The following is a 26978-nucleotide window of genomic DNA, read 5'->3' on the forward strand; positions in this document are numbered from 1 at the left end:
TTTTTATCTAGCTTAGACCGGTGTTTGGGTGATACGTGGCACTTTCTTCACTACATTGTTAACTTATCATTGAATCGAACTATATTTTCAGTATTGCTAAATCTAAATCAAATTCAATATTTTCTCCACTCGACTAATATGCTCAAGGAAATCATTAAAATCTTCATAAACATATTCCTGAGAATGTGCTGTATTATTTCGCAATTCTTCGATTGATTTGAAGAACTGTGCGACATCACTCTTAGATTCAAAGCCTAGCTTTTCCAAAAGTTGTGGTGTTTTTTTGATGATGGTTCCTTTATCTGAAAGCTGTAAACATTCAATGACTCCCAATCCCTCGTTTTTCAGCTTTCTTGTTTCATAAACCTGAAATACTTTCGTCATTCTTCCTTCACTTAAACAGCTTTTCCATTCTCCATCGGGATAGACCTTCTTAAGCAATTGGACTAATTCCATTTCCAACAAAGAGATTAAGCCAAACACCAACATGCGAATGGGTTGCTTTTGTAAATCAGCAACCGTAATTAATTTGCATACTTGATTCTTTTCTAAAATAAAAATAGGGTGTTTTTCTTTTAAAATTTGTAACAATTCTATTAGAGAAGTAGATTCTGAAACGAGATCTTCCATTGAAAAATAATGAACATAATTCGATATTGATAGATCTTCCAATTCATGTTTAATAATATAACCAATCATTTTCCCACTGGATTCAACGCCAAAATAATCAAAATCCAATTCTTCCATTTTGGCTTTTATTTTTTCAGTATCATCATCAATGGAACAAGAAATTATGTCTTCCGCAATTAAAGTTACAGAAAGATTGTCGGAGTATATTTTTCGAAGTGTATTCAGACTTTTATTCAAATTGTCATTCGGCATTTAAGAAATCAGCCTTTCCAATTTATGTTTCCTATATTTGATATATCAACCATTTTACCATTTTTTCATAGTTCTATGTCATATCGATTATTCTCGTACTAAGACAAGTAAAGATAATAGTGTCCATAAAAAAAGGAACTTAACTTTCAAGTTCCTTTACAATTATCAGTTTCTAGGTCGCCGATTATGATCCCGTTCGATTTCTTCCTTCCAGCTCCGGTCAATTTTCTTTCCGCTTCTAAGGTTCATGACAACCTCGTTTACAGCTTGAAAGTTTAATTCTGTTCCAATGTTGTCTGCATGGTAGTCAACGGCAAAGCCCTCGTCAATTCCAAATTGTGCAGCAGTTGAAATGGCATCAATATTTGCACCAAGGAATATGAACTCCCAGCCGTATTTTTCTTTTTGATGCTTAACCATTGCTTTGATTTTATCCGCCTTATATTCACTGCTGGCATTTTCCATTCCATCCGTTGTAATGACGAATAGAACCTTATCTGCCCGTTCAGGCTCACTCGTTCTCTTTTGCACATTAATGATTTTTTGGATGGTTAAACCGATTGCATCAAGTAAGGCAGTTGTGCCGCCCACTTCATAATCTTCTTCGGTAATAGGAGCTATGCCTCTTACATTGATTCGGTCGTGCAATAAATCATAATCATGATTGAATAATACTGTGGTGACAAAAGCTTCTCCTTCAGCCTTTTGCTGCTTTTTAAGCATAGAATTGTATCCACCAATCGTGTCTGCTTCAAGCCCGGCCATTGACCCACTTTTATCCAAAATAAACACTAACTCCGTTAAATTCTTCTTCATCCTTATCATCCTCCGTTCTTTGATAAATTTAGGATAACAAAGAGACGATAAGAAATGGTCGCTTTAAAAGCGACATATTATGCTCTAATAAAGGGTGTCCAAATGCCAAAAATAGGCTTAAGATTTTCTTCGAGACTTCTTTACGTAAATTTTTACCTCACCCGCCAATTTGGAACATAGGCTTGCTTTCCCTCTCGATAACAAACTCTTCTGTAAAATGGTGTTCAAGAGGTTTGTTCTTAAGTGCTTGTAAAATCACAGCTTCCAATTCCCTATCGGATTTTCCGTCCCTTATGATCTCTTTCAGATTTGTACCGATATCATACTGTAAGCAAGTCTTTAACTTCCCGTCCGCTAATAGCCTCACTCTATTGCAGCTGTCGCAGAATTTGTGGCTCATGGAACTAATAAATCCAATTTTACCTTGAAAGCCTGAAATACTATAATAGCGGCAAGGCCCATTCCCCAAAACCTGATCAAAAGGCACAAGGGTTCCATAAGCCTGCTCCAATTCTCGCATGGTATCTGTTTCACTCTTAAAGGGAAAATTCCTTCCCAACCCGATTGGCATCATTTCAATAAAACGGACATGGACAGGATTGTTCTTCGCAAGTCCGGCGACTTCTACTAGATTTTGCTCGGGTATTCCCATGGGCACACAGTTGATTTTGAGTTTAATATTCGGGTACTCAAGTGCCTTTTGAATTCCTTCGAAAACTTTATGCAATGAGTTTCTTCCAGTAATTTTTTCATAAAGATCTAGATTTAATGTATCTAAACTAATATTGATGCCATCGATTTTTGCCTCAGACAGCGCATCGATAAATTCGGACAAATGGGTTCCATTAGTAGTCAACGTTACCTTTTCAATACCCTGAACTTTCTTAAGCTTTACAATAAGATCTATTACATTAGAGCGTACCAGTGGTTCCCCACCGGTAATTTTAATGCGTCTTACACCAAGACGAGCGCTGCATTCTGCTATTCGTAGAATTTCCTCGTAAGAAAGAATATCCTTATGTGCAAGAGACTTAACACTACCCTCCGGCATACAGTATTTACAACGAAGATCACATCTGTCTGTCACTGAAATACGTAAATAATCTATTTTTCTGTTATAAGCATCGTTCATAATTTTATGCCGCCATCTATTTCTTTATTTCCATGAACTGGACAGTCGTCTGCTTTTTTTACTAGAATTTCATCCCAAGTACCTCTTAGTCCGTCATAACTTAGCATACGTCCGTAAAGAGGCTCACCGATTCCTAAAAGAAGTTTTATACACTCGTTTGCCTGCATGCAGCCAATGACTCCCGCTGTAACCCCCAAAACAGGGATTGGCGTTTTTGGGATCACATTGTCAAAACCTAGACAAGATAGGCAAGGAAATTCTCTTCCAATATCCATTACATATCCAGAAAACCCGTAAACACCGCCTTCTACAAGCGGAATGTTTAGTTTAATACAGGCACGGGCAACAGTCATTCTTGTAGCTATATTATCAACACAATCGACCACCACATCTGAACCGGCGATATATTCTTCTACGTTTTCCGTTTCCAGTCTGATATTGAATAGAACTAAATTAACGTTCGGATTTAGCTGCGATAATTTTTCTTTTGCTGATAGAGTTTTTAGCTTTCCTACGTCTTCCGTGTTATGTAAAAACTGTCGGTTTAGATTGGATTCCGAAGCAACATCATCATCAAAGATTCGGATTGTCCCGACCCCAGCACTGGTAAGATAGGTAAGCACAGGCGAACCAAGCCCTCCCGTACCAATAACCGTAACCGTACTTTGCTCCAGTTTTTTCTGCCCTTCATGCCCGATTTGTGGGATTATCAATTGTCTTTCATATCTCACATCAGCTACCTCCCAACATAATCCAAAACTAGTAAAATTTTAATTTTGTTTTTCTTTTACTTGATTTTTAAGCCAAAAGCATAGTTCATCCAATCCCCAGTCTTTAGTACAGCATGTTTCAAAAATGATTGCCTTATCATTAAGGGATCTCACACTTTTATAAAATTCAACCTTGTCGAAGTTGGTATACTCGACCAAATCAATCTTGTTTAGAATGACGACTCCCGACTTTTCAAATGCCAAAGGACATTTAAGGGGTTTATAAGTCCCTTCGGTTGTACTCATTACGGTTATTTTGATATCTTCGCCAATATCAAATTCTGCGGGGCATACCAAATTGCCAACATTCTCAACAATTAACAGTTCAATCTCGTTAAGATTGAGGTTATCCATTGCATTCCTAATCATGTTAGCATCCAGATGGCAAGCTCCTCCGGTGTTAATCTGAACAACAGGCACCCCCTTTGCTTCAATTCTTCGGGCATCCAAACTTGTATAAGGATCACCTTCAATGACAGCTATTTTAATATCCGCTTTTAACTTGGATATAATTTTCTCAAGGAACGTTGTTTTACCTGAACCGGGTGAACTCATCAGGTTTAGTAAATAGATTTTCTTTTCATCAAGCTTCTTTCTATTTAGGGAATTAATCTCATCGTTTGCTTTTAAAATATTGGTTACAACTTTTATCTCACTCATTGCTTATTCTCCTCATTTGTAATAATAAAAGTGTATTCCCCAATCTATGTAGACTGTACGTTCATTTCCAAGCTTGATATGATTTGCAAAATGATTAAATAAACGGAGCTTTTTTGTATCCTCAAGCTTTAATTTAGGCTCGGTTAAACTAGAATGTTGATTTCCGTTCCAGGCGCTTCGCGCACCTTAGGGGCGGGCGGTGAGCCTCCTCGGCGCTAAAGCGCCTGCGGGGTCTCACCTGTCCCGCTGCTCCCGCAGGAGTCTTCGCGCCTTCCACTCCAATCAACATTGTGCAAAAAATCAACATTGAGCTTTAACACAGCTTTAATTTAGAATCATAGAACGATTCTTATATGCGATGCTGCAAGCACCTTCCTGCGTAACCATACAGGGGCCTGCTGGATTTGTAGGAGTGCATTCTTTACCGAAATTAGGGCAGGCTTGAGGTTTCAAACCTTTCAGTACCTCTCCGCACAAGCAAGTCTGGCTTTTTACCCCTTCCATTTCAGGTAGCTGTATATCAAATTTAGCCTCGGCATCAAACCTACGGTATTCGCTCTTTAATACCAGGCGGGACTGAGGCAAAATGCCTACCCCTCTCCAACTTGCATCCTTTAGGGTAAAGGTGTCATTTATCAAGTTTTGTGCCAGTATATTCCCTTTTTCTTTTACTACCCGTTCATATTGATTTATTACTGAATTCTCGTCCTTACCAAAATGATACATTGCCTGCAGAATAGCCTGTAAAACGTCAACAGGTTCAAAACCGGTTATAACACAAGGTATCCCGTATTTTTTTACAAGGACATCAAAAGGAGTTGTTCCAATAACCATTGCTACGTGTCCGGGAGAAAGCAATATATCCATTTTTGAATTCAAAATTACTTCTTCCATTGCTGGAGGAGTGATCCGATGTGAAGAAATAATGGAGAAGTTTTCTATATTTCCAGCCTCCTGTATTACTGAAGCCGTACCAGGGGCAGTGGTCTCAAAACCTACCGCGAAATGCACCACCTCTGAATTTGTAGTTTTTGCTATATTAAGAGCCTGTGAGATATCGCAGACCATTCTGACGTCTATACCCTCATACCTTAATTGTTCTAGAGAGCCCCATCTTGTCGGTACCCTTAAAAGATCGCCATAGGTTGTAAGAATAATATTTTTTCTTTTTGCTAGATTCAACCCCAAGCCAATTTCTTCTTCAGGCGTAACACAAACCGGACAGCCGGGACCGCTTATTAATTGTATATTGGGAGGTAAAAGATCGCGCAGGGCGTATTGTACAATGGTATGTTCATGGGTACCGCAAAAATTCATGATCTTTAATTCCCGCTCATGAAGCCTTTTATTTTCTTTTTCAATACCGTCAAGTAGCTGTCTAGCATACGCGTCTGTAGCAACTACATCTCGATAAATCTTTTGAGGATCTTTGACTATTTCGGTTGCAAAGCCTGCATGAACAACAACAGTATCACCTATTTTGACCTTGGGAAGCAGTGCAGCGGAAACTTCCTTCAACGCTCCCCTGAAACTAACTAGTGCATTTTTTCCTATGAGTTCTGTAACTTTACCAAAAGCTGCAACACACATCGTTATCACCTTTTCTGAATATGTAATTAATTTTACTCAACATCCAGGCTTTCGATATATAATTCTTTCCCGGAAATAACCTTGATACTTTTTTTTCCGCAAACATCACATTCGGAAAATGGAATTTTAGTTTCGTATTCATTACCACATATTCGGCACCGCACAGTAACCGGAACCCGCTCAATAACGAGTTTTGCTCCTTCTACAGGTGTTGCCTGAACATATATCTCAAAGCAGGATTTCATGGTCATATCTTCAACCCCGGTCAATTCACCAACGATAAGTTTGACTTGTTTCACCTTTTTTAGACCAAACTCTTTGATCTTTTCATTTATTACCTCATAAATACTTCTTACCATAGCTAGTTCATGCAACTTGCTGCACCTCCTTCTATAAAAAATCCATATTTTTTATCTCTCGGTACAGGAAATGCACGGGTCGATACTGCCTATCACGACAGGAACATCCGCAATCTTGCAGCCTTGCATCATGACATTAAGGGCTTCCCAGTTCTGGTACGTAGGGACTCTCCATTTGATCCGTTCGGGAATATCCGTGCCGTTTGAACGTGCGTAATAGATTAATTCCCCCCTGGGAGCTTCCGATTTTGCAATAGCCTCGCCGACTGGAATATCAGGCATATAATCCAAGCGGGTTGGCCCGTCAGGAAGGTTCTTTAAACACTGCTCAATGATATTTATTGATTCAACAGCTTCTCCCAGCCTAACCATTTGTCTTGAAAATACATCACCGTTTTTCTTTGTCACTACATTTACCTTATGTTTGTCATAAGCTGCATAAGGGGTATCCACCCTAACATCATTTGCAACACCTGAACCCCTCGCTACAGGTCCTGTTACACCATAAACAATGGCTTTATCTTCGGGAAGGATACCGACTCCCTCAGTACGGCGACGAATGGATGCATTAGACTTGCAAATCCCAGTTATTTCTTCTAGTGGTTTTTTTAAATTATCCAGAGTTTTAAGGATATACTGTACCTGTTCGTCAGAAATATCATATCTCACCCCGCCAATAGTATTGACGGATAAATTCATCCTATTGCCGAAAATTGATTCCTTTAAATCCTGCATGGTCTCTCTAAGTTCCATAGCGTGCATAAAAAGTGAGTCGAAACCGATAATATGCGGAATCAGGCCAACGTTGAACAGATGTGATGAAATTCGTTTGATTTCATCAGCAATCGTCCTTAAATATTCGGCTCTCTCTGGTATGTCAATCCCTGCAATTTTTTCAATTGCCATACAATAGGTAAACGGGTGGTTATTGGAACACAACGAACAAACTCTTTCAGTGAGAGTAAGGTTCTGGTAAAAATTCCTTTGCATCGCAAGGAATTCAATCCCTCGATGGACATGTCCAGCATTTATGTCAAGTCCGACAACCGTCTCTCCCTCCACCCGAAGTTTAAAATATATAGGTTCTTCCAGTACGACATGTACCGGTCCGATAGGAAGAGTATAACTACTCACTGATATTCGCATCCTTTCTGTCAGAATTCATGATTTTTTCCCACAAAGTACTGGTGCTTGAGCCATTCATTGCTTCAGACAGCGGTATCATAGTGTGATCTGTCATATGAACGTTTTCATCAAGAAATAGCCTTTTGGGATTAGGATGGCCCTGCAGTTTGATGTTGTAAAGCTCCTGCATTTCCCTCTCATGCCAATCTGCGCTTTTCAGGACAGGGGTTATCGATTGTACCGATCTTTGATCGTCAGGCAACGTAATGCAGACAGTACAATTTATTCCCTTAAAAAAGAAATGATAATTGATGACCAAACTGACCGATTTTTCAATACTGGACGCGTCTCCTTTTACATCACCAGCAAAAGCAGCTGGTGTATTTAATGGGGAAATCGTCATCATTCTCCCTTTAAAATCGGCTACTACCTCCGCAACCGCATAGATATCCTCAGAGTGGACAAGACTACACCAGCCGCATACAACACCTTTTTTATCAATATCCCATTTCAGGTCGAATTTTTCACCTAGTTTCTGGGTCATTTTATGATTAAAATCGTTCATTACTTCTTCTTTCATTTAAATACACCACCTTCCCATAAAACTTTTCTCCGGCATTTCTCACACATTTTGGTCATTCCCTTCACATCGCCATCTTTGCCATATACCTTTTCTACTAATATCGGCGAAAGCGCTATGAAAGGTTCACCGCAGTGTGTACACTGTTGTTTTCTGATTAAGGTTCTTTCGGAATAGTTGTATTTTTCCTCTTGCAAATGCGCTGTATGGTAATCATTTGTTAAATGAATGGCATCTGCTGGGCAGTAATGCTCGCACAAACCGCAAAATGTGCAGGTGTTGTGCCATACAATAAAATTTACTCCTTTTTTATCATCGGATTCCTGTATTTTTATGGCACCGCCTGCGCAGACATATTCACACATATGGCATGCCACACAGGCCTCCGGATCATGCTTTATTTTACCCCTTAGTTTTTCCGGTGCAGGTGAATCTTCAAAGGGGTAATTAATTGTGGACGGACCTTGTATGATATTCCTAAGAATAACTTTCAAAAATGAACTCATTTATATTCCCCCTAGAACCTGGTCTTCCATATTTCAACTGCCATTGCAACCCCGTCAATAATTGCCTGAGGCCGGGGGGGACATCCCGGAACGTTCACATCCACCGGTATATACGTATCTAGTGGGGCTTCAATGGCATAGCTATCCCTAAAAACCCCACCCGATATAGGACAAATACCCACTGCTACAACAACCTTAGGATGTGGTATTTCATTATATACACGTAATACTTTCTCCTTTACAACCGCAGTAACCGGCCCTGATATCAACACAATGTCAGCGTGTTTCGGGCTTCCGCAATATTTGCATCCGAGGCGCTCAATATCGTACCTAGGAATCAAGGCAGTTGTTGCCATTTCCACATCACATCCGTTACATGAGCCGGCATTGATTCTGTATATCCAAGGAGACTTTTTTACGAGTTTTTGAAGTAAATTTGCCATAAATATTATTCTCCTTAAAAAGGTTATATTCTAATAGAAAGTAACGTTAAAACTAGACTGATTAACGCCAAACCGGTTGGAAACAGTAGATAGAATTTAAATGCCTGATCCAAACGCATTCTCGCTCTTGTAGCCCGAACTAGTGTAATAGTAAAAAAGCATAGAAGACTACATTTTAAAATGAACCATAAAAGATTTACTAGCCAAAAATCACTAATGCCTGAGGGAAAAAACAGTGCAACAGTCAAAGCACCCATCACAAGTATCTTCAAACCACCAGTTAGCTTAAACATTGCAAGACCCATGCCTGAATACTCTAGAATGGTTCCCTCAGTAATTTCTGTTTCCGCTTCCGGTATGTCAAAGGGTACTACTCCGATTGTACCGGGAATGCAACACAAAAATGCGAGTAAGGCAGGCAGCATAGGTAAATCAAAAAGCAATGCTCCATTGTTGAGCTGGAAATTCACGATCTTGCTCAGCGAAAAAACGGCAGTTTCTCCACCAGCCATGCCGACCCTCATTCCTACCGTCAGGAGAACAATCACTAATGGTATTTCATATGCCAGCATCATGGTCATTTCTCTAGAAAGTCCCACAGAACTGTACGGCGACCCGGAAGCGGAAGCCCCGATCATCATGGCCAGCGCCGGCAAAGCCAGCAAATATAACAATACCAGCAGGTCTCCCGATTGATAAAGCCCGGAATAGACCCCTGTGACAGGAATGATAGCAATCGCTGTAAGCATTCCTGCAAAGCCCACCAGAGGAGCAAACCTGAAAGCGGTAAAGTTAGCAGTCCGCGGTACTAATATTTCTTTTTGCGATAGTTTAATTATGTCTAGGTACTGTTGGTATACCGGGGGGCCCACACGTCTCTGCAGGCGTGCATATACTTTTCGGTCAACACCGGTAAGTAACAAACTTAAGGCAATAGCAAAAAGGCCACCAGGAAAAATCAAAACATTAAAAAGCAGTTTTATAATATCCACTATTCCTCTTCCTCCTCGCCATTACCAAACACAGGTATGATGATTCTGTGTAATCTCTTCACCAGTTTTGCTGGAGTTTCATACATGTTTTCTGAAGCTACATTTATTTTTTCTGCATCAAGGTCTGTTACGCCACAGGTATAGGCGTCGGTATAACGTACCTTCTTGTTTCCGGAAAGGAGGAGTACCAAGCCTACAACTAACGCCAGAAGGATTGTAATTGTGATGGTACCAACCTGCCAACTTCCAATAGGCGTATCAACACTGAATAATGTATAGGTTGGCTGGGCAAAACCTGCCAAAGATAACACTTTCGATATGACAGTAAGAGGTAATCCTGGCATTATACCGAAAATAATACTAACTGCAGATAATACTCCCATCGGAACCAGCATGGTCCATGATGCTTCTTTGACATTTTCTGAATTTTTTGATGGAATACCAAAGAAAGCAGAATGCATAAATTTCACAAAATATGCCATTGTCAAGACGCTTCCAACCAGTGAAAGGATCGCAAGGAATACATAACCCTTTTCCATAGCTGCTTCATAAATGATCCATTTTGACGTAAAACCGCTGAAAGGAGGTATCCCAGCCAAAGATAAGGCACCAATCATGAAAAATGCTAAAGTAACAGGCATTTTTCTGCCGAGGCCGGTAACATCGTCCAGATTTCTAACATGTGCCTGTACCATAATTGCTCCTGCAGCAAGGAAAAGGAGATCCTTGAAAAACATATGGTTAACAAAATGCAGCATGGCACCTGTTAGTCCAAGCGTTGAACCAAGGCTTAAGCCAAGGATTATATAACCAATTTGGCTGACGGTACTATAAATCAGCAACCTTTTAATTCCTTTTTGTACTAGTCCCATCGCACCAGCACCTACAATTGACAGACCGGCTATCCATGACACTGTGTACATTAGAGTAGAATTATTGAAGACCATTCCAAGACGCCCTACCACAACGGCGCCTCCCATGATAAAGAACAACTTAATAAGGCTATATGGGGCGCTTTTTAATAATACTGAAGAAATATATCCACTCACAGGCGTCGGCGCAGTTGAAGGGTGCATCTGATAATCAATCCGGAAAGGTAGCACTGCAGCTTTCATAAGAAAACCAACAGTGATCAGAGTCAATCCCAATCCTGACGTCCCAAGGTCTATTTCTTTCAAGCGCTCCACCAGGATACTCATGTCAAAGACACCTGTTTTCACTGTTAAAATGAGTATTCCTAAAAAGGCAATGCTGGCGCCTATATAATTAAATATGAAATATTTGAAGCCTTCTTTTAACGCACCCTTCGTCTCCTCATGAATGATGGAGAAATATAGGGTCCAGCTACTCATAATCTCCCAGTAAATAAAGAAGGAGAAGAATTCATTACTAGTAGCAACACCAATCAGACCGCCAATCATCATTAAGAAAAACATGTAATAGCGGTTTTGGGAATGTCCGTGCCCCATATATCCCAATGAGAACAGTATATTGAGCAAGCCTATGAAAGCAATCAGCAGGGCAAAGCTTAAAGAGTATATATCAAATTTTGCATGTGAAACGGCAATTACTACAAGGGTTACGGACATCACTGCCACAGATATCCAGCCTGCGATTTTCGGGGAACGTTTACCCAAAAAGAAGGCCAGCAGACCGCCAAGCATCGGGATTATGATGATCACAGGCCAGCTCACCTGAATCTCAGGGATGGAAGTTATCGCTAATCCCCCTTTAGCTGCAACTGAATTTGCAGCAGATATAACTAGCTTCAATGCAAATTGTGGGAACAACCCGTTAAAGATAACCACCCCGGTGAGCAAACCAATCGGGATCAGCATTGTCAAAGGTCCTTCTTTTACGGCATGTCCTTCATATTTTTCAAAGAAGATGGTTTTGATCAGCCTGATGTAATAAATCGCCGCGATAATGCTTCCAAGCAGGATCAGAGCTGCGATATACCAGTAGCCTGAGCTCACTGCAGCATACAGCATAAGAAACTTGCTGATGAAACCGTTGAATGGAGGTAAACCCATAATGGCAAGGATTCCAATTGACAGGCATCCCGCGGTAAAAGGCATTACCTTTCCAACTCCCTTAAATGCTGTAATATCCCTGCTTTTCAGTTTGTGTACCAATAGACCTACGGCAAGAAACAGCATGCCTTTCATTACTGCATGGTTCAATACGTGATAAAGGCCAGCAACCATGCTCAGATATGTCCCCAATCCAAGTGTGGTGACTATTTCGCCAAGCTGCCCCATAGTCGAATAGGCAAGCAGTCGTTTAATATCTTTCTGGCGTAAAGCCATTATCTCTCCATAGAGTGACGTTATGATTCCTAAAATGGATATTGATAAACCTATATATGAAAACTTTCCAGTGGATCCTAATTGAGTCAATAGGCCCACTCCGAAAACTGCAAACAAAACCCTCACTAGCCCATATAAACCTATTTTTGTAAGGATTCCAGAAAGGATGGATGATACAGGTGACGGAGCCGCAGGATGGGCTTCGGGCAACCAACTGTGCATTGGCACAAGACCCGTTTTTACACCCGTTCCAATAACAAACATAACGATTATGGCAATTAACATACTAGGTGCAATCAAAGGTAGCTTGTCCGACACCGCTCCCATGTCGATTGTTCCGGCACTGTGCTGAAGCAATAATATACCAAACTGCATAAAATAGGCACCGGTCGTACACATCATAAAGTACTTGAAACCAGCATTTAAAGCCTTCTGTGTCGGCACATGAACGATAAGCAGATATGACGCCCATGTCATCAGTTCCCAGAACACATAGAAATTGCCAAACTTTGTGCTTGTTGCTACACCGATCAAACTACCCAAAGTTAGCAGCATAAAGAAAAAGTAACGGTTGTTGCGCTTTTCATTCTTAAAATATCCGATTGAATAGATAATAGCCAAAGACATAATAACTGAAATAATTAGCGCAAAGAATTTGGACAGGCCGTCGATCTTCCCATCCATCCAAACCATTCCGACTGTCGCCGCACCAATGCATACTGCGAGTGTTCCACTGAGCTTCGGCAAAAAATGGCCAGCTATGAACACGATAAAAGCCCCAATATATGGTACTAATACGAGAATCGGCCATAGTGAATCAAAAACAGGTAATTCAAGCTCGGTTGTTCCAAACAGTAAATTGGCCAAATTTCCGCTAAATGCTATTAATGGTTCAGGGAAGAGTGAAGTCAGCGCAGTTAGAGTTCCCAGAACAATTACAACCCCGTAACTGATCTTTTTAAACATTACAGATGTATGATCCGGTCTATCGGGGCTTTGTTCCCCCTCCTCAGCTTCGGCAAAACAGATTTGATGTAGTATCTTGATAAAATACCAGGCTTCAATAATGCTACCCATGATAGCGAGCGAAGCGGAAACATAATGACTATTTTCTATGCATGAGTAAACGATTAAAAATTTGCTTATGGATCCCTTAAACGGGGAAAGACCCATAACTGAAAAGATACCAAATGCAAACATCGTAGCAATGAATGGTGAAGTTCTACCCATTCCTTTTAATTTCGCAATGTTTTGCGTCCCACCGTGTTTTATGATTACAAAAGCCGCAAGGAATACCAAACCTCTCATAAGAATTTGATATTCTAGATGCAGAAGCCCCCCTGTCTGTCCGACAAAAGTTCCGTTGCCGATTCCAAGAAGAATATATCCTACTTCGGCTAGTGATGAATATATCAGTAATGCCATTAATTTTTTAGTTTTCATAACAGCAATTACTTCAAAAAGCAGCAAAATTAATACACCTACTAAAGGCAATGCATTCAATACATTTACCCCCTCTCATAACTATTTAAACAATGAAAAGGTTGATAACAATCAACCTCCTGCAACAACAGGAAATATACAAATTACATCGTCCTGTTTTAATTTTGTATGAATCCCATTACAATGGTCTATATGCCGTCCATTAACTAGAATAATGATTTCTGCACTAAGTTTGTTATCTTCAAAAACTTTATTTTCAAGTTTTTTGCCGTACTTGCTGCAAAGTTTCTTTAATAACTCCTCGACCGTTTCGCACTGATCCATATTTGTTTCTTTCGTATGGGTGTAATCCCTTATATACGCAAAAAATTTAATAATCATATAACGATCACCTGAGATGGAATTTACCGGCAGGATTATACGTTTCTGTATAAAACCTGCCGGCATTATTTTATTTCAATATCCTTAATATTTATCAATCCGAGTTCGGCATAGCTGTAAAGCGTTTTGGCACCAGAAAAGGTTTGTATCTCGTTTCGAACGGTTTTTCAAATTATTTTAGCGAAAGCTCTTCCTTTTTCGTTTCGGATGGTACGCCTTCCTTATCCCATCCCCTTAATGAATAGTATTCGGGAAGCATTGTATCCAGCTCGACAACCTTGCCTTTTGCAGGACCCTCGGAAATTGGTTCATTCAAAAGTCTTGGAGGCAGGGTATCATCCTTCACTGTAATTCCACACTCCATATTGATAATCTTCTCAAGGTTCCATATTCTTTCACCGATTTGAAGAACTTCTTCATCCGTATAGTTTATGCCTGTACAGGTCCTTACCATTTCAGCAATCTCAGGCAGGCCAATTGCAAATGTGGTAAATAGGCACATTCCTACAGAATCCACAACTGCCGTGAGATCCTGGAATATTTTTAGCATGGCAGCCTTTCCTTCGGTCACTAGCGGATCCATTTTTACAGGCAAACCAAGTATTTCGGGTGATGTCATATAACCGCGGACATGGCAGCCTCCACGATTAGAGGTAGCATATTCAAGACCCATTCCCTGCAGGGCACGTCCGTCGTAAGCAGGCATTTCCAACTTTTTGACAGACATCGAAAGTTCAGAATGACCGAATTCGGCCGCCATTCTATAGGAGCCTAACGCCAGCTTGTCTCCGAAGCCTTCTCTGTAACCAGTCATTCTTGTAAGTTCCACAATTGATTTGTCATTGCCAAATTGTAAATCCATTCCAGTATCTTTGAATGTAGCGTAACCCTTCTCATACAATTCCATGGCACAAGCAATGGTTGAACCCATTGTAATCGGATCCATGCCAAGCTCATTGCATAGGAAGTTTGATTCACATACCGCTTCGAGGTTATTTATACCGCAGTCCGCTCCAAACGACCAGCCTGCTTCATATTCAGGCCCTTCACCAAAGTTTGTGTATTGTGATCTCTCTATTTTCGTGACCCTACCGCAACCTATCGAACAGTCAAAGCAGCCTCTGTTTCTTACGAGATACTTCTCTGCGAGGGTTTCGCCACTGATATCCTCTGCTTTATCAAAAACAGATTCCTGCCAGTTCCTTGTTGGAAGTCCGCCAGACTCGTTTAGAATATTTACGAGTACCTGTGTTCCATATGCTGGAAGTCCGCCACCGGTTACAGGATTTGCTTTTATCTTGCTCAATGAATCCATGCAAGCATCTATAAATTCTTTTTTCTTCGCAACCGTTATTGACTTGGTACCTCTTACAACGATTGCCTTTAGGTTTTTGGAACCCATAACGGCCCCAAGTCCTGAACGTCCAGCAGCTCGGTTTTTATCATTCATAATGGTAGCGAACAATACAAGCTTTTCACCGGCCGGCCCTATACAGGCAATTTTTGCTTCCTCATCCGTTTCTTTCATCAGTTCATCTGTCGTTGCAGGCACTTCCTTGCCCCAAAGATGGCTGGCATCTCTAAGTTCAATATGATCATCATTAACATAAAGGTATAATGGCTTTGTAGCTTTACCTTCAAAAATGATTCCATCGTAACCTGCAAATTTCAGTTCTGGTCCAAAATGTCCGCCAGAACTGCATGCTCCGATTGTATCTGACAAAGGCGATTTTGATACTACCTCAAACCTTCCCGCGCAAGTAGCCACCGTGCCTGTTAACGGACCGGTTAAGAATATCATCTTGTTTTCAGGACTGAGAGCATCCACCTTTGGGTCAACTTCGTTTATGTAGATCTTTGTTCCAAGGCCCCTTCCGCCCAGATAAAGCTTTGCATCCTGCATATTAAGGGGTTCGGTTTTAATTGTTTCATTGGCTAAATTAACACGGATGATTTTTCCTATCCAACCGTTCATTGATCCTTCACCTCCGCAAACAAATCCTTAAATTTTTCAGCAATCATCCTTTTTTTGTTCATGTTAGCCGTGGATCCATCTACAAACCGTATTGCCCCAGAAGGACAGACTTTCGCACAATTGGGATCACCACCACACAGGTCGCACTTCACAATTTGCCTTTCGGCCGAACTGAAGGAAATATTCCCCAGAGGACAAGCACTAATGCATAATTTACATACAATACATTTTTTCGAATCTGATACAACTGCGCCGTTTTCATCTCTCGAAAACGCATTTACTGGACATACATTCATACACGCAGCATCTTCGCACTGCATACACATGACAGGGACTGAAATGGCAACTTCCTCATAAGATAGTACATTTACTGCCGATTCCCTCGGGTTGAATTCACCTATTTTGATAAAAGAGCAAATCAACTCACAGCTTCTGCAGCCAATACATTTTTCAGGAGAAATCGTTAATATTTTACTCATGATTATCCTGGTTACCGCTCTCGCGATGCCAGTTACACCTCCTCCAAATACGTAATAATGATTACGCTTTCACTATATTATTAATATTTTTTATAAACTAACAATTATCTTTAAAAAGTAACGCTATTTTTTTTGTCACCAATTGTCCATATCTAAAAATTGACCCACATAGTACTATATCTATGTATACGTTATCAGTTGAAATAAGGAGGTGTTTAATAGATGCTGACTAATTTTAATAGAGGTATAGAATTAGTTCACGGTTTGGAAACTGATTACACTAAATTATTATTTTATGATCTTTCTCCAATGAGTTGTGATTACAAATCATATGAGAACACAAGGCTTTGTACGATAATAGAAGGCTGCAAACATGTTTCCGTAAATAATGATATTAATTTTACGTACCAACCGGGCCAGTTTATTTTGCTGCCACCCCATTCGAATGTCCATATGGATATTGATATCCCTACAAAGGCTTTGGTTTTTGAGCTCAACGACAACCTATTAAAAAAGGTGACAGAGAAAATTAGTATTGATATAGATACAGATTATGATTTTCTTAAAGAAGAAAGATTTTTCCGAGGTAACATAAATAACGAGCTCGGGAAATGTTTGAATAAACTTACCAATGTTTCTGCAAAGCCTGATAAAAATAAAGAATTCCTGATTGATCTTTACGCTCAGGAATTGGCTTATCATCTGGTTCAGATAAAGGGTATACAGCAGGTAATTAATTTTGAACACGATAATCCTATATACAAATCAATCAAGTACATACAAGATCATATCAGGGGACCGATAAGCATTAAGCAATTGGCATTCGATTTAAATATGTCCGAGGCGAATTTCTGTAATTCTTTCAAAAAGATAATTGGAATTACCACAAAGGAATATATAACTAACCTTAAGATGACTCAAGCGAAGGATTTACTGAAAATTCAGAATGTTACGGAAGTAGCCTATGAACTGGGCTATGAGAATATTTCCCATTTCATTGCAATTTTTAAAAACAAGTATGGCATCACACCTAAGCATTATAAAAGTATTGGAAAAGTTCCGGTTGTTTATAAATACTAAGGCAGATTCATTTATTTTCCTCAAGAAATACTTGGCTTTAGCCAATCCTCAAGTAATTAAATACATCCCCTCTTTTTTTTTGCCCTTGTAAAAATCTATTGATAGTTTATTTGTAAGAATTAATAAACTTTATACGTAAACGTAAAAAAACTCCCCAGCTTGTATGGGAAGTATTTTATGATTTAGCTCTGTTAAACAAGTCTGTTGATTTCCGCTGCAGGCACTCCCTTTCCGCGGGGCGGGCGGTGAGCCTCCTCGGCGCTAAGCGCCTGTGGGGTCTCACCTGTCCCGCTGCTCCCGCAGGAGTCTCGCGCCTTCCGCTCCAATCAACAGAAGGCTCAAAAATCAACATTGTTCTTAACACAGCCTATGATTTAAGTAATCTATTAATATTCCCCACAATGGAAGCAGCAAAAACGCTTTAAAGCAACACTTTAAGCACCCAACAAAGGTTGTTCAAACTCGAATAAAGCTCCATTTATTTCATGGATATTGTAGTTACCTTCTTTGATAAAATAATCAACAATGACATCGAATACACTGCTTTGTGATAATGTATAACCTGCAGTAGCAAGTAAATCAATCGTTTCATCCAAATTTAACTTTAGCGCAACGGCAAACGCGATGGCTGTTTTCTTCTTTGGAGTATAATTGGCCCCATTACGGATTTTTGAGAACAACCGCCGATCAATATTGGCCTGATGATAGGTCTCTACGTCTGTCATTCCTTTTTCATCTATTAAACGAAGCAGCCGCTCAGAAAAGGATTCATCAAGTTGATTCACCAAATCTGCCAGACTTCTATATTTGGGAAAATGCTCTTCTTTTTCGTAAAAATTCTGCTCATTCATCTCCGCATCTTGCAATGGTTCCATTACAGACCGTTCTTCATTTCGATTACGATTAAAATTAATTTCTGCTTCCTCTACATAATGCTCATCAATATATTGCTGGATGGATGCGAATAGCTTTTTACTTAAACCGAAGGATTTTTTGTCAAAAACGACGAGATATACCAACATGTCATGATTTAATAAAAATGAACCGATAGTGGAAACCGCTATTTGTAAAGCCTGCTCCTTTGGAAAGCCATATATTCCAGTCGAAATCAACGGAAACGCAATGGACTCACATTGATGTTTTTTGGCTAATATCAAGGAATTCTCGTAGGATGCCTTTAAATTTTCAGCTTCTTGACTTGAACCTCCTTGCCAAATGGGCCCTGGCGTATGAATGATATAGTTTGCCGGTAACCTGAAGGCGTCTGTCATTACCGCTTGTCCGACCGGGCAGCTACCGATTTCATCACATGCCGCTTGTAGCTCATTGGCACCTGCTCCACTAAAAATAGCACCACATACACCGCCACCCATTTTCAAAGCTGTATTCGCAGCATTTACAATCGCGTCAACTTTCATCTTTGTAATATCATTACGAACGATTTCCAACGGCATATCATAACTCCCCTTTTTCATTTAACTCATTCTTATCTACAAATAGGCTTCATGTCTTTGGTCGCGGCATTTTTCACATCTTTTTGGGTATACAAAACCTTTTTGTTTATAAAATTGTTGTTCCCCAATTGTAAAAATAAACCGTTTTCCGCATTCCCAGCACTTTAGGACTATATCTTGAGGGGCCGATCCCTTCAAAGCTTCATTTAGAAGCTCCTGTCTATCTTGAACCAATTGAAGATCAACTGGTTCGTTTGATTCCAATGCATGAATGATCGTTCGAATTTCGGCTTTTACCCTTTTATATTCAATTTTTTCCCAAGCTTCTAAATACGGTATGTACTTTCGATCCTTGGTTTCTTTAATCTTTTCAAGAAACAAGAGAATCATTTTGCGATTGCGATCTTTCAAGTAGCTCATTTCGGGACTAGGTCTTCCCTGTTCCAACCATTGAACCCATTCTCTTAAAAATTCATCTGCCCGCTGATTAGCTTCAATCTCCCAGCCACGTTCCGTGAAAACAATCATCGGTAGCTTCCCGGAGAACTCAATATCCAAAAAATCATAGTCAATCATCCAGTCGATCTTTTTCAAAATCTCTTCCAGTTTTTCTGAATGAAACCAACCATAGACCGGGCACTGATTCAATTCTAGCTGCAAAACTTTTTTCTCTCTTGAGCCCTTTAAAATTTTTGCAAGCAGCGTTCTTCCTCCTTGAGCAATAATTTCATCCGCAGCTCTCAAAATAGTTTTAATATCTTCTTCAAATAAGTGGTTTGTATCCGATTTCATTTTTTAAGATAACTCCTCCCAATATTTTTATAAGAACCGCTAATCCATTTGCTGCTGTAACAGCATCAGCCTCGGGAATTCTAATTGGAAATGAGAATTCATTACTCGATTGTATTTTTTTATTTTACCATAAATTGTGATAAATCGATGACGTGAAATTCAAGATTTGGGCTCCAAAAAAGGGTGACCAGGGACCATCCGATTTTCTGAATGGCACCTGTCACCCTCTTTTGTTGTAAAATCACTTAACTGCCCCGACTGGTCTATGTATTTTATCTCGTATCCCCAGTATGAAGTACCTTTATGGTAAACCCGGGGAATCATTTACTATTTATCTTCTCTTAAAATATATTCATTTCCATCTTGATCATAAAATGTGAACATCGTACCAAATGGCATTCTTAACATTTCTTCTACTTTTACTCCATTTTGCTTCATTTTCTCATAAGCTGATTCAATATCGGTTGTGCTGAAAAGAATGGATGGATGGGCCACCATAGCTGGTTTATGTTGCTCCATAGCTGCCTTAGAGTAAAGAACTAAAGTGGCAAATTCTTCTTCACTTGGTCCGACCTCTATCCAAGACATGTTTGGTCCCATCTGCTGTTCAAACTTTAACACAAACCCAATTTTATTTAACCAAAAATCTTTTGCTTGTTCTTGGTCTTGTACATATACTGTAATTTTCCCAATTTTATTAATCATCATATCTCTCCTTTTAATAATATTAGTATAATTTTTACCAGCATAACATTAACCTATTTTAGGTGCAATAAGAGATGCCTAACCCTCTTGAATTGAACATGGAACACGGGGGCGATTCTTTGATTCTTCGCGCCTTCCACTTCAATCAACACTGTGCAAAAAATCAACAATGAGCTTTAACATAGCCTTTTATTAAAATTAATAATAGGCTATTTCACTTTGACTATTAACATTAATAATGTAGGCTCCTGGAGCAATACGCTGCATAAATTGGACCATTACTTCCCTTGGTACGGATACACAGCCCGCAGTAGGTCTTCCATTACCAACATGTAAAAAGAATGCGGAGCCTCCTCCTACCCCATTGTTATAATTAATGACTATGGCATATTGATATTGTACAGGATAGTCTGCTAAATGTTCGTCAGAGGAACTTGATGTTTCCCTTTCCTGCCAAGTATTATAATTGGAGTCATTAACATTGGAGATCCAATAGCTATTGCGAGTAATTTGTTTAAAAGGAAGTTTGGTTCCCGGATTACTTGTACCAAAGGCAAAACCCAGACTATAGCTCCCTTTCGGCGTTTTAGAAGACCCCTCCTTAGCTTGTCCCACACCAAGGCTTCCGACATATCCATTCGTATTGATTACTTCATTCCAAATGGCATCATTTTTTTCAAATAAACTAATTTTGGCGCTGCTTCCGTTGGCTACAACCGTCACAATTTGATTAGTCTTGCTTGCTGTTTTACTACCTGCAACGAAACTGGCTAAATCGGTTGGACTTTGCACATTTGAAGTTGCCACTTGTGATTGTGGAGAACTCGTTTTTGCTTGGTTTTGTGTGTTTAATGCATTTTGTTGCTCTTGTTTAAGTTTTTCTTGTTTTTCTTTAGATGTTAGTGAGCTATCAACTTTCGCAATTAAACTAGCAAAACTTTCTTTCACTTTTTTATTTTTAATAGAATCAATCGAACTTTTCGCATCGTTAAACATGTCTCGTGTAATATCGTCCTTAACTGTGCTGGTTTCTAAGTCAGTAAATAAGGCCGATAGCTTCTCTTTTGCGGTTTTGATTGTATTAAACTGTGTGCTAATTTCCTCAAGAACACTATTGAATGTGTTATATATTTTGGGGTTAATTGGTTTAACTTTATCAACATTTTTTGATAAAGCCGCGATTTTTTCTTCATCTGCACCCTCGATTAGAACGCCATCGATTAATAAGCTTGCTAAATCTGTTTGTACCTTTAATAGAAACGCAACATTATTTATTTCTTTTACCAATGTCTTTTTTAAAGAGACATCCTTCACTTGCCCAACTTTATTTAAAGCCTTTTTTATTTTTTCATCTGAAATATCAGTAGCTAAAGCTTCTTTTTTATCATTCGCATATAAATTCCCAACCATTTCTTTAGCTGATTTTATTAATTGATCATTATATTCTTCCGTTTTTTTCTGCTCTGCAGCCTTTACTTTTTGGATGTGATGAACATATGAAAATCCCATTCCTATTAAAATAAAAATAATAATCATACTAAACATGATAGTTTTCCTTTTTCCCATAAATTCCTCCACAATATGATAATTAACCATAGATAAAACTTGCTACTTTTTAACGACTAAGATGTATAACAAGTCACTCAGAAAAATTTTTTGTTCAATTGTAAATCCGGCATTTATCATTTCCTGTTCCATAATGGATGAAGGAACTCTGACATGCATGGGTGGACCTTCAGTTGGACCTTCAGTTTTTTCATATTCTAGAACTAAAAAATATCCACCTTCTTTAAGCACTCGATAAACTTGTTGTAACGTATTAGATAACGGTTTTACTTCATGTAAAACTAAGGAGGCTAGTGCAATATCGATTGAATCATCTGATAATGGAATATCATCGATACTTCCTTTAACCAGTTGAATATTTGTAATGTTTTCAGCATGTGCCTTAGCATCTATCGCCTTTAACATATGAGAATCTACATCTAGTGCATACACTATGCCATCAACCATTTGAGCTGCCGGGATTGTTAAATATCCTGTTCCTGCACCCAAATCTAAAACATGATTCGATCGCTTCATTGGGAGATGTTGCAATAGTTTTTCTGGCGGTAGGGCTGCTTTTCTTTCAGGGTTATCTAAAAACTTTATTTTGTTGGCCAAACGGTCTATTTTATTTGAATTACATTGATGCTTTTCCATGTTCACCCTCCTGTTGACAACGATGTTTTTCTTTTTTTGCGATCTCGAATAGCTTCTTCTCTTCCAGATATTTTCCCATTAGGTTTTCTGCTTCCAGCATAACTTGATTAATCAAACATCTGTTTTCTTGAAATTCACATTTAAAAAAGGCACCATTTCCTTCAATTGCATTTATGACATCTAAGAATGATATATCATCCATTTTCTTACTTAGGACATATCCTCCTTTTACACCTGAAGAAGACTCAATTAGACCAGCCTTCACTAACTGTGTCAAAATCTTCGAAAGATATGTAGTGGATACTTTAAAGTGATCCGCCAGTTTTTGTACACTTAGCTTTTCATTTTGGGCATGCTCAATCATATAAACAATCGTATGCAAAGCATAATTCGTTGCTTTTGAGTATTTCAAAACGTTGCCTCCATTTCGCTATATTACAGATATTATATATCTACAATATAGCGGTTACTATTAATGTTGTCAATTGCGGAAACACAGTGGAAACATGGCGACTGATCCCTCGTTCCCATTCCCTAAAAAAAGACACCTGATGATTGTTATCATCAGATGTCTTTGAAGATTATCGTTAACTAATCCAGTTACTTTTCTAATTCATTTCAATTGGCAAGGGTGATTCTATTGGAAGAAAAATTGTCACAGTGGTTCCTTTGCCTTCTTCACTTTTTATGTCCATTTTACCATGATGATTTTCGATGATCTGTAGGCTTGTCATCAACCCGAGACCAGTACCCTTTTCTTTTGTTGAATAGAATGGCTCGCCTATTTTCGTTAGTCGCTCTTTGGAAATCCCACAACCATTATCTTGAATCTTTATGCAAGCACAACCTTCTTCAATGTTCAAACTTATAGTAACAGTTCCATGCCCTTCTATCGACTCCATGGCATTTCGTAATACATTAAGTAGGACTTGTTTTAACGAGTTTTCGTCGCCCAAGATTTTTGGTATCTTATCCATCTGAACGATAAGCTCTTTATTTTCCAATAATGCTTCGGTTTGGATAAGATTCAATACATGCATTAAGAGATGATCAATTTCTATATCAATCATTTTACGCTTAGCGGGCTTTGCCAAAGATAAAAACTCGGTTATTATACTTTCAATTCGCTTGATTTCGCTTAGGATGATTTCGATAAAATATGGATTATACTCTCTATTATCAGATAGTAATGATATAAATCCTTTAATTGGAGTAAGAGGATTACGAATCTCATGAGCCACTGCGGCAGCCATTCGCCCAACAATGGCAAGCCTTTCTGATTTGTTTAACAACTCATATGTATCCATTCTTTGTTGGATGTCTCTAGATACTGAAATGATTTCCGTTAATTCACCCGTTTCCTTATCAAGGACTCCTTTTATATTAGATTCAACCCATATATATGAATTGTCTGCTTTTTTAACACGATAAGAAAATAGCGTTGTATTCTTATTCCCCATTATTAACTGTTGATGATGTTCCGTCACCCTTTGTATATCCTCTGGGTGGATAAAGTTATATGGAGAGGTCGAACCTATTAAAGAAGACGTTTCATATCCTAATATTGTTTTAAAGGATGGAGATATATAATGGTAAACACCCTTTACATCATGCAGCATAATCATATCTGAAGAATGCTCAGCTAATAATCTATATTTTTTTTCACTATTTTTTAATGATTGGTCCATCAGATATTTTTCGGTTGTATCAATTACCTGAGCAAACATATATTGTTCATCTGTAATTGGGTCAGTAATAAGGGAAACGTTTAATGTACCATGTATAATTGCACCTGACCTATGGAAATAACGTTTCTCAAGTTGGTAATGTATTCTTTCCCCCCGAATTAACTCATTCATTAATTGAACATTAATTTTATAATCTTCAGGATGGGAAATATCCTCAATGGTCATTGAGGCCCATTCTTCCTTTGTATACCCCACAAAACTATAGAAAGCCTTATTCCCCATTGAAGTTTTTAAATCTAAGGTTATTAGGACTTGTGGAACATGTGATTGCTCAAATACCTCTCTAAATAACTCTGAACGTATCATAAAAGCCTCCTAATAATGCGAATCGCCCTTTTCACTCTCTTTGTTACGATAATTCACTGCACTATACAAAAAAGCTTGTAAGACTCCCAATATTAGCTATTAATCTCTTATTTTCTATTGTACATCGTATTCCATTTTATTGAAAATTAATGTTGGCTTACGACGTTTACCTGTGGAAAATAGAAACGGCATTCTTTTGACGGAATGCCGTAAATTCTGGATAATTGCCTAATTTCTCTTTAACACCCCATACAATCATTTTTCCTAGGAACCTCGGATTTTGGGCATCAATGCGGTTCTTTCGTTCCCATTTTTCCTGTTGTTTCCGATTTTGGGCATCAATGCGGTTCTTTCGTTCCCATTTTTCCTGTTGTTTCCGATTTTGGGCATCAATGCGGCTCTTTCGTTCCCATTTTTCCTGCTATTTCCGGTTTTTGGCATCAATACGGCTCTTTCGTTCCCATTTTTCTAATCGCTTCGAATTTTGGGCATCAATGTCTGAACTAGCGGCTAAGTGGGAACACGTAAGTTCAGAAAGAAACAAAATTTACGAAAAGAGCCTAAAACAAAGAACGCCTTCTAGCTTACGAATTCAAAACTCTTTTATCCTTCAATTCATATTTTGGCAAATCTACCACATTCACAGCATGAAAGTTGCTATCGACATAGACAACATGCTTTGGCTTGAATTGTTTAGGAGAAGTAAGTCCTGCAGAAGCAGATAGGGCAAACAATTCTTCTCGCAAAGTCGTAACATAATTTGTCACACGATAGCGCTTTTCTCCTACAACTAATGCTTTTTGAAGTTTTGGATTGGTTGTAGCGACCCCAACAGGACAGTTGCCCGTTGCACATACACCAGCACTTATACAGCCAGCAGATATCATTAACCCTCTTGCCAAGACAACGACATCAGCTCCCATCGCTAAGGCAATGGCGATTCTGTCAGGAGAGAACAGCTTACCGCTTGCAAATACTTTTAGTTGATCGCGGATCTGGTAACCAATTAACAGTTCTTGGGCAATCATCAACGCAGGCTTAATGGGTAAACCTACGGAATCAGCCATTGATTGATAAGTGGCTCCCGTGCCACCTTCACCACCATCAATGGCAATATAATCAGGATATCGTTTATGATAGGCCATATATTGCACAAACTCTTCAAACGTCTCTTGGCCCCCAACCACCATCTTAATTCCCACCGGTTTGCCCGTTACCTCACGAATTTTTTCGATAAAATCAAACATGGTATCAAAATCATGAAACTCATCAAAGCGGTTAGGAGAGTTAATCGTTTTCCATGGCTCAACACCGCGAATTTCTGCAATCTGAGGCGTTACTTTAGAACCCTCTAAGTGGCCACCACGTATTTTTGCACCTTGACCTAATTTTATTTCAAAGGCTTTAATTTGAGGAATTTGTGCTTTCTTCTGAAGTTCTTCCCAAGAAAAGGAGCCATCTGCATTGCGAAAACCAAACTTTGCAGGGCCAATCTGGGCGATGATATCGACTCCACTTTTTAAATGATAGGGAGATATTCCACCTTCCCCTGTATTCATAAAGGCTTTAGCATCCTTCAATCCTAATCCAAGCGCCTCAATCGCATTTTCTCCCAATGCCCCATAAGACATCCCTGACATGCCAATTGGACTTTTCAATACAAAAGGAAATCTACAAGTCTGTTCCCCAATGACGATTGTATCGTCATCCTTGTACAACCAAGGGTTCATCTCTGTTTCTATCAATTTTTCATTCTTTGGAAAAAACAATTCCTGATATTCCATCAGCTTGTTATGATTCATAGTTGGTGCATCTATGTACTTCTTCGTGTAAATCATTTCTTTATTATCCGCATCCAAATCGGTTAGCTGTTTCGCAAAGAATGCATTTCGAAGATAAAATTGATTGGGTTGATCAAAATCCCGTTTACTACCAAAGGAAATGATGTTTTTCCCATACTTTGCTAATTTAACAATTTGTTGAAAATCAAGCCGAGAAAACGGTTTACCTTCATGATCTTCATCTAGAATATACTGTTTAATTTCAGGAGCAATTTGTTCCATAAAATAGCGAATTCTACTTAGAACAGGATAATTTCTTCTGATCGCATGTTGCTGCTGACTTTTGTCAATTCGGTTGGTTTTTCGATACAAAATAATAAAATAGCCAATAATACCAATCACAAATACTAAAACACAAGCAAGAACAATGATAACAATTGAACTTAATATTTTCATTTGAATATCGCC

26 protein-coding genes are annotated in these 26978 nt (G+C 39.0%); 2 read left to right on the forward strand and 24 right to left on the reverse strand.

Annotation, left to right across the window (positions count from 1 at the left end; all coding sequences use genetic code 11):
• Positions 1–102: 102 nt before the first annotated feature.
• The 16 genes from B1NLA3E_RS11880 to B1NLA3E_RS11955 all read right to left on the reverse strand — a co-directional run bounded on the left by B1NLA3E_RS11880 (position 103) and on the right by B1NLA3E_RS11955 (position 16442).
• Positions 103–882 (reverse strand): hypothetical protein, encoded by a 780-nt coding sequence (locus B1NLA3E_RS11880; protein ID WP_015594080.1) that lies wholly within the window; start codon positions 880–882, stop codon positions 103–105.
• Positions 883–1047: 165 nt separating this feature from the next.
• Complete coding sequence (locus tag B1NLA3E_RS11885; protein ID WP_015594081.1) at positions 1048–1698, reverse strand: vWA domain-containing protein; 651 nt, start codon at positions 1696–1698, stop codon at positions 1048–1050.
• Between the two features lie 157 nt (positions 1699–1855).
• On the reverse strand, positions 1856–2830 hold the full coding sequence (gene moaA, locus B1NLA3E_RS11890) for a GTP 3',8-cyclase MoaA (protein WP_015594082.1): 975 nt from the start codon (positions 2828–2830) through the stop codon (positions 1856–1858).
• The gene (locus B1NLA3E_RS11895; RefSeq protein ID WP_015594083.1) at positions 2827–3561 is read right to left on the reverse strand and encodes a HesA/MoeB/ThiF family protein; all 735 of its coding nucleotides are present in this window, start codon (positions 3559–3561) and stop codon (positions 2827–2829) included. Before B1NLA3E_RS11895 ends, moaA begins: the two co-directional genes overlap by 4 nt.
• A 39-nt stretch (positions 3562–3600) precedes the next feature.
• A complete protein-coding gene (hypB, locus tag B1NLA3E_RS11900; protein WP_015594084.1) occupies positions 3601–4260 on the reverse strand; it encodes a hydrogenase nickel incorporation protein HypB in 660 nt (219 codons plus the stop codon).
• 324 nt (positions 4261–4584) lie between these two features.
• Positions 4585–5850, reverse strand: coding sequence for a hydrogenase formation protein HypD (gene hypD, locus B1NLA3E_RS11905; RefSeq protein ID WP_015594085.1), 1266 nt, complete (start codon positions 5848–5850; stop codon positions 4585–4587).
• 32 nt (positions 5851–5882) lie between these two features.
• Positions 5883–6224: a hydrogenase maturation nickel metallochaperone HypA gene (hypA, locus tag B1NLA3E_RS11910; RefSeq protein WP_015594086.1), complete on the reverse strand. Its 342-nt coding sequence runs from the start codon at positions 6222–6224 to the stop codon at positions 5883–5885.
• Positions 6225–6260: 36 nt separating this feature from the next.
• On the reverse strand, positions 6261–7343 hold the full coding sequence (locus B1NLA3E_RS11915; protein ID WP_015594087.1) for a hydrogenase large subunit: 1083 nt from the start codon (positions 7341–7343) through the stop codon (positions 6261–6263).
• Positions 7336–7914, reverse strand: a complete 579-nt coding sequence (locus B1NLA3E_RS11920) for an NADH-quinone oxidoreductase subunit C (RefSeq protein WP_015594088.1) — start codon at positions 7912–7914, stop codon at positions 7336–7338. The genes B1NLA3E_RS11915 and B1NLA3E_RS11920 overlap by 8 nt, the downstream gene beginning before the upstream one ends.
• On the reverse strand, positions 7911–8420 hold the full coding sequence (locus tag B1NLA3E_RS11925) for a 4Fe-4S dicluster domain-containing protein (protein WP_015594089.1): 510 nt from the start codon (positions 8418–8420) through the stop codon (positions 7911–7913). Before B1NLA3E_RS11925 ends, B1NLA3E_RS11920 begins: the two co-directional genes overlap by 4 nt.
• An 11-nt stretch (positions 8421–8431) precedes the next feature.
• Complete coding sequence (locus tag B1NLA3E_RS11930) at positions 8432–8863, reverse strand: NADH-quinone oxidoreductase subunit B family protein (RefSeq protein WP_015594090.1); 432 nt, start codon at positions 8861–8863, stop codon at positions 8432–8434.
• Positions 8864–8886: 23 nt separating this feature from the next.
• Positions 8887–9855 (reverse strand): respiratory chain complex I subunit 1 family protein, encoded by a 969-nt coding sequence (locus B1NLA3E_RS11935; protein ID WP_015594091.1) that lies wholly within the window; start codon positions 9853–9855, stop codon positions 8887–8889.
• Positions 9855–13667: a proton-conducting transporter transmembrane domain-containing protein gene (locus B1NLA3E_RS11940; RefSeq protein ID WP_015594092.1), complete on the reverse strand. Its 3813-nt coding sequence runs from the start codon at positions 13665–13667 to the stop codon at positions 9855–9857. Before B1NLA3E_RS11940 ends, B1NLA3E_RS11935 begins: the two co-directional genes overlap by 1 nt.
• Positions 13668–13718: 51 nt before the next feature.
• A complete protein-coding gene (locus tag B1NLA3E_RS11945; RefSeq protein ID WP_041580486.1) occupies positions 13719–13988 on the reverse strand; it encodes a ubiquitin-like small modifier protein 1 in 270 nt (89 codons plus the stop codon).
• 172 nt (positions 13989–14160) lie between these two features.
• Positions 14161–15963 (reverse strand): aldehyde ferredoxin oxidoreductase family protein, encoded by a 1803-nt coding sequence (locus tag B1NLA3E_RS11950; RefSeq protein WP_015594094.1) that lies wholly within the window; start codon positions 15961–15963, stop codon positions 14161–14163.
• The gene (locus B1NLA3E_RS11955) at positions 15960–16442 is read right to left on the reverse strand and encodes a 4Fe-4S dicluster domain-containing protein (protein ID WP_041580487.1); all 483 of its coding nucleotides are present in this window, start codon (positions 16440–16442) and stop codon (positions 15960–15962) included. The genes B1NLA3E_RS11950 and B1NLA3E_RS11955 overlap by 4 nt, the downstream gene beginning before the upstream one ends.
• Before the next feature lie 222 nt (positions 16443–16664).
• On the opposite strand from B1NLA3E_RS11955, the gene B1NLA3E_RS11960 reads away from it, so the two are divergent.
• A complete protein-coding gene (locus tag B1NLA3E_RS11960; RefSeq protein WP_015594096.1) occupies positions 16665–17522 on the forward strand; it encodes a helix-turn-helix transcriptional regulator in 858 nt (285 codons plus the stop codon).
• 434 nt (positions 17523–17956) lie between these two features.
• On the opposite strand, the gene B1NLA3E_RS11965 is transcribed toward B1NLA3E_RS11960, so the two are convergent.
• The 7 genes from B1NLA3E_RS11965 to B1NLA3E_RS11995 all read right to left on the reverse strand — a co-directional run bounded on the left by B1NLA3E_RS11965 (position 17957) and on the right by B1NLA3E_RS11995 (position 24729).
• Positions 17957–18976, reverse strand: a complete 1020-nt coding sequence (locus tag B1NLA3E_RS11965) for a macro domain-containing protein (RefSeq protein ID WP_041580488.1) — start codon at positions 18974–18976, stop codon at positions 17957–17959.
• Between the two features lie 36 nt (positions 18977–19012).
• Entirely contained in the window at positions 19013–19768 is a 756-nt protein-coding gene (locus tag B1NLA3E_RS11970) for an RQC-minor-1 family DNA-binding protein (protein ID WP_015594098.1), read from the reverse strand.
• Between the two features lie 327 nt (positions 19769–20095).
• The gene (locus B1NLA3E_RS11975; protein ID WP_015594099.1) at positions 20096–20476 is read right to left on the reverse strand and encodes a VOC family protein; all 381 of its coding nucleotides are present in this window, start codon (positions 20474–20476) and stop codon (positions 20096–20098) included.
• A gap of 195 nt (positions 20477–20671) precedes the next feature.
• Positions 20672–22039 carry a L,D-transpeptidase family protein gene (locus B1NLA3E_RS23300; RefSeq protein ID WP_051120151.1) on the reverse strand — a complete coding sequence of 456 codons (1368 nt, stop codon included), beginning with the start codon at positions 22037–22039 and terminating at the stop codon, positions 20672–20674.
• Between the two features lie 42 nt (positions 22040–22081).
• On the reverse strand, positions 22082–22675 hold the full coding sequence (locus tag B1NLA3E_RS11985) for a class I SAM-dependent methyltransferase (RefSeq protein ID WP_015594101.1): 594 nt from the start codon (positions 22673–22675) through the stop codon (positions 22082–22084).
• Complete coding sequence (locus B1NLA3E_RS11990) at positions 22656–23087, reverse strand: RrF2 family transcriptional regulator (RefSeq protein ID WP_015594102.1); 432 nt, start codon at positions 23085–23087, stop codon at positions 22656–22658. Before B1NLA3E_RS11990 ends, B1NLA3E_RS11985 begins: the two co-directional genes overlap by 20 nt.
• 196 nt (positions 23088–23283) lie before the next feature.
• Positions 23284–24729 carry a PAS domain S-box protein gene (locus B1NLA3E_RS11995; RefSeq protein ID WP_015594103.1) on the reverse strand — a complete coding sequence of 482 codons (1446 nt, stop codon included), beginning with the start codon at positions 24727–24729 and terminating at the stop codon, positions 23284–23286.
• Positions 24730–25009: 280 nt separating this feature from the next.
• On the opposite strand from B1NLA3E_RS11995, the gene B1NLA3E_RS24815 reads away from it, so the two are divergent.
• Positions 25010–25201: a hypothetical protein gene (locus B1NLA3E_RS24815; RefSeq protein ID WP_015594104.1), complete on the forward strand. Its 192-nt coding sequence runs from the start codon at positions 25010–25012 to the stop codon at positions 25199–25201.
• Between the two features lie 112 nt (positions 25202–25313).
• Here B1NLA3E_RS24815 and B1NLA3E_RS12000 read toward each other — a convergent pair whose 3' ends face one another.
• Complete coding sequence (locus B1NLA3E_RS12000; RefSeq protein WP_015594105.1) at positions 25314–26966, reverse strand: FMN-binding glutamate synthase family protein; 1653 nt, start codon at positions 26964–26966, stop codon at positions 25314–25316.
• Between the last annotated feature and the right edge of the window lie 12 nt (positions 26967–26978).

The sequence above is a fragment of the Bacillus sp. 1NLA3E genome (genome assembly GCF_000242895.2).
Lineage (GTDB): Bacteria > Bacillota > Bacilli > Bacillales > Cytobacillaceae > Bacillus_BU.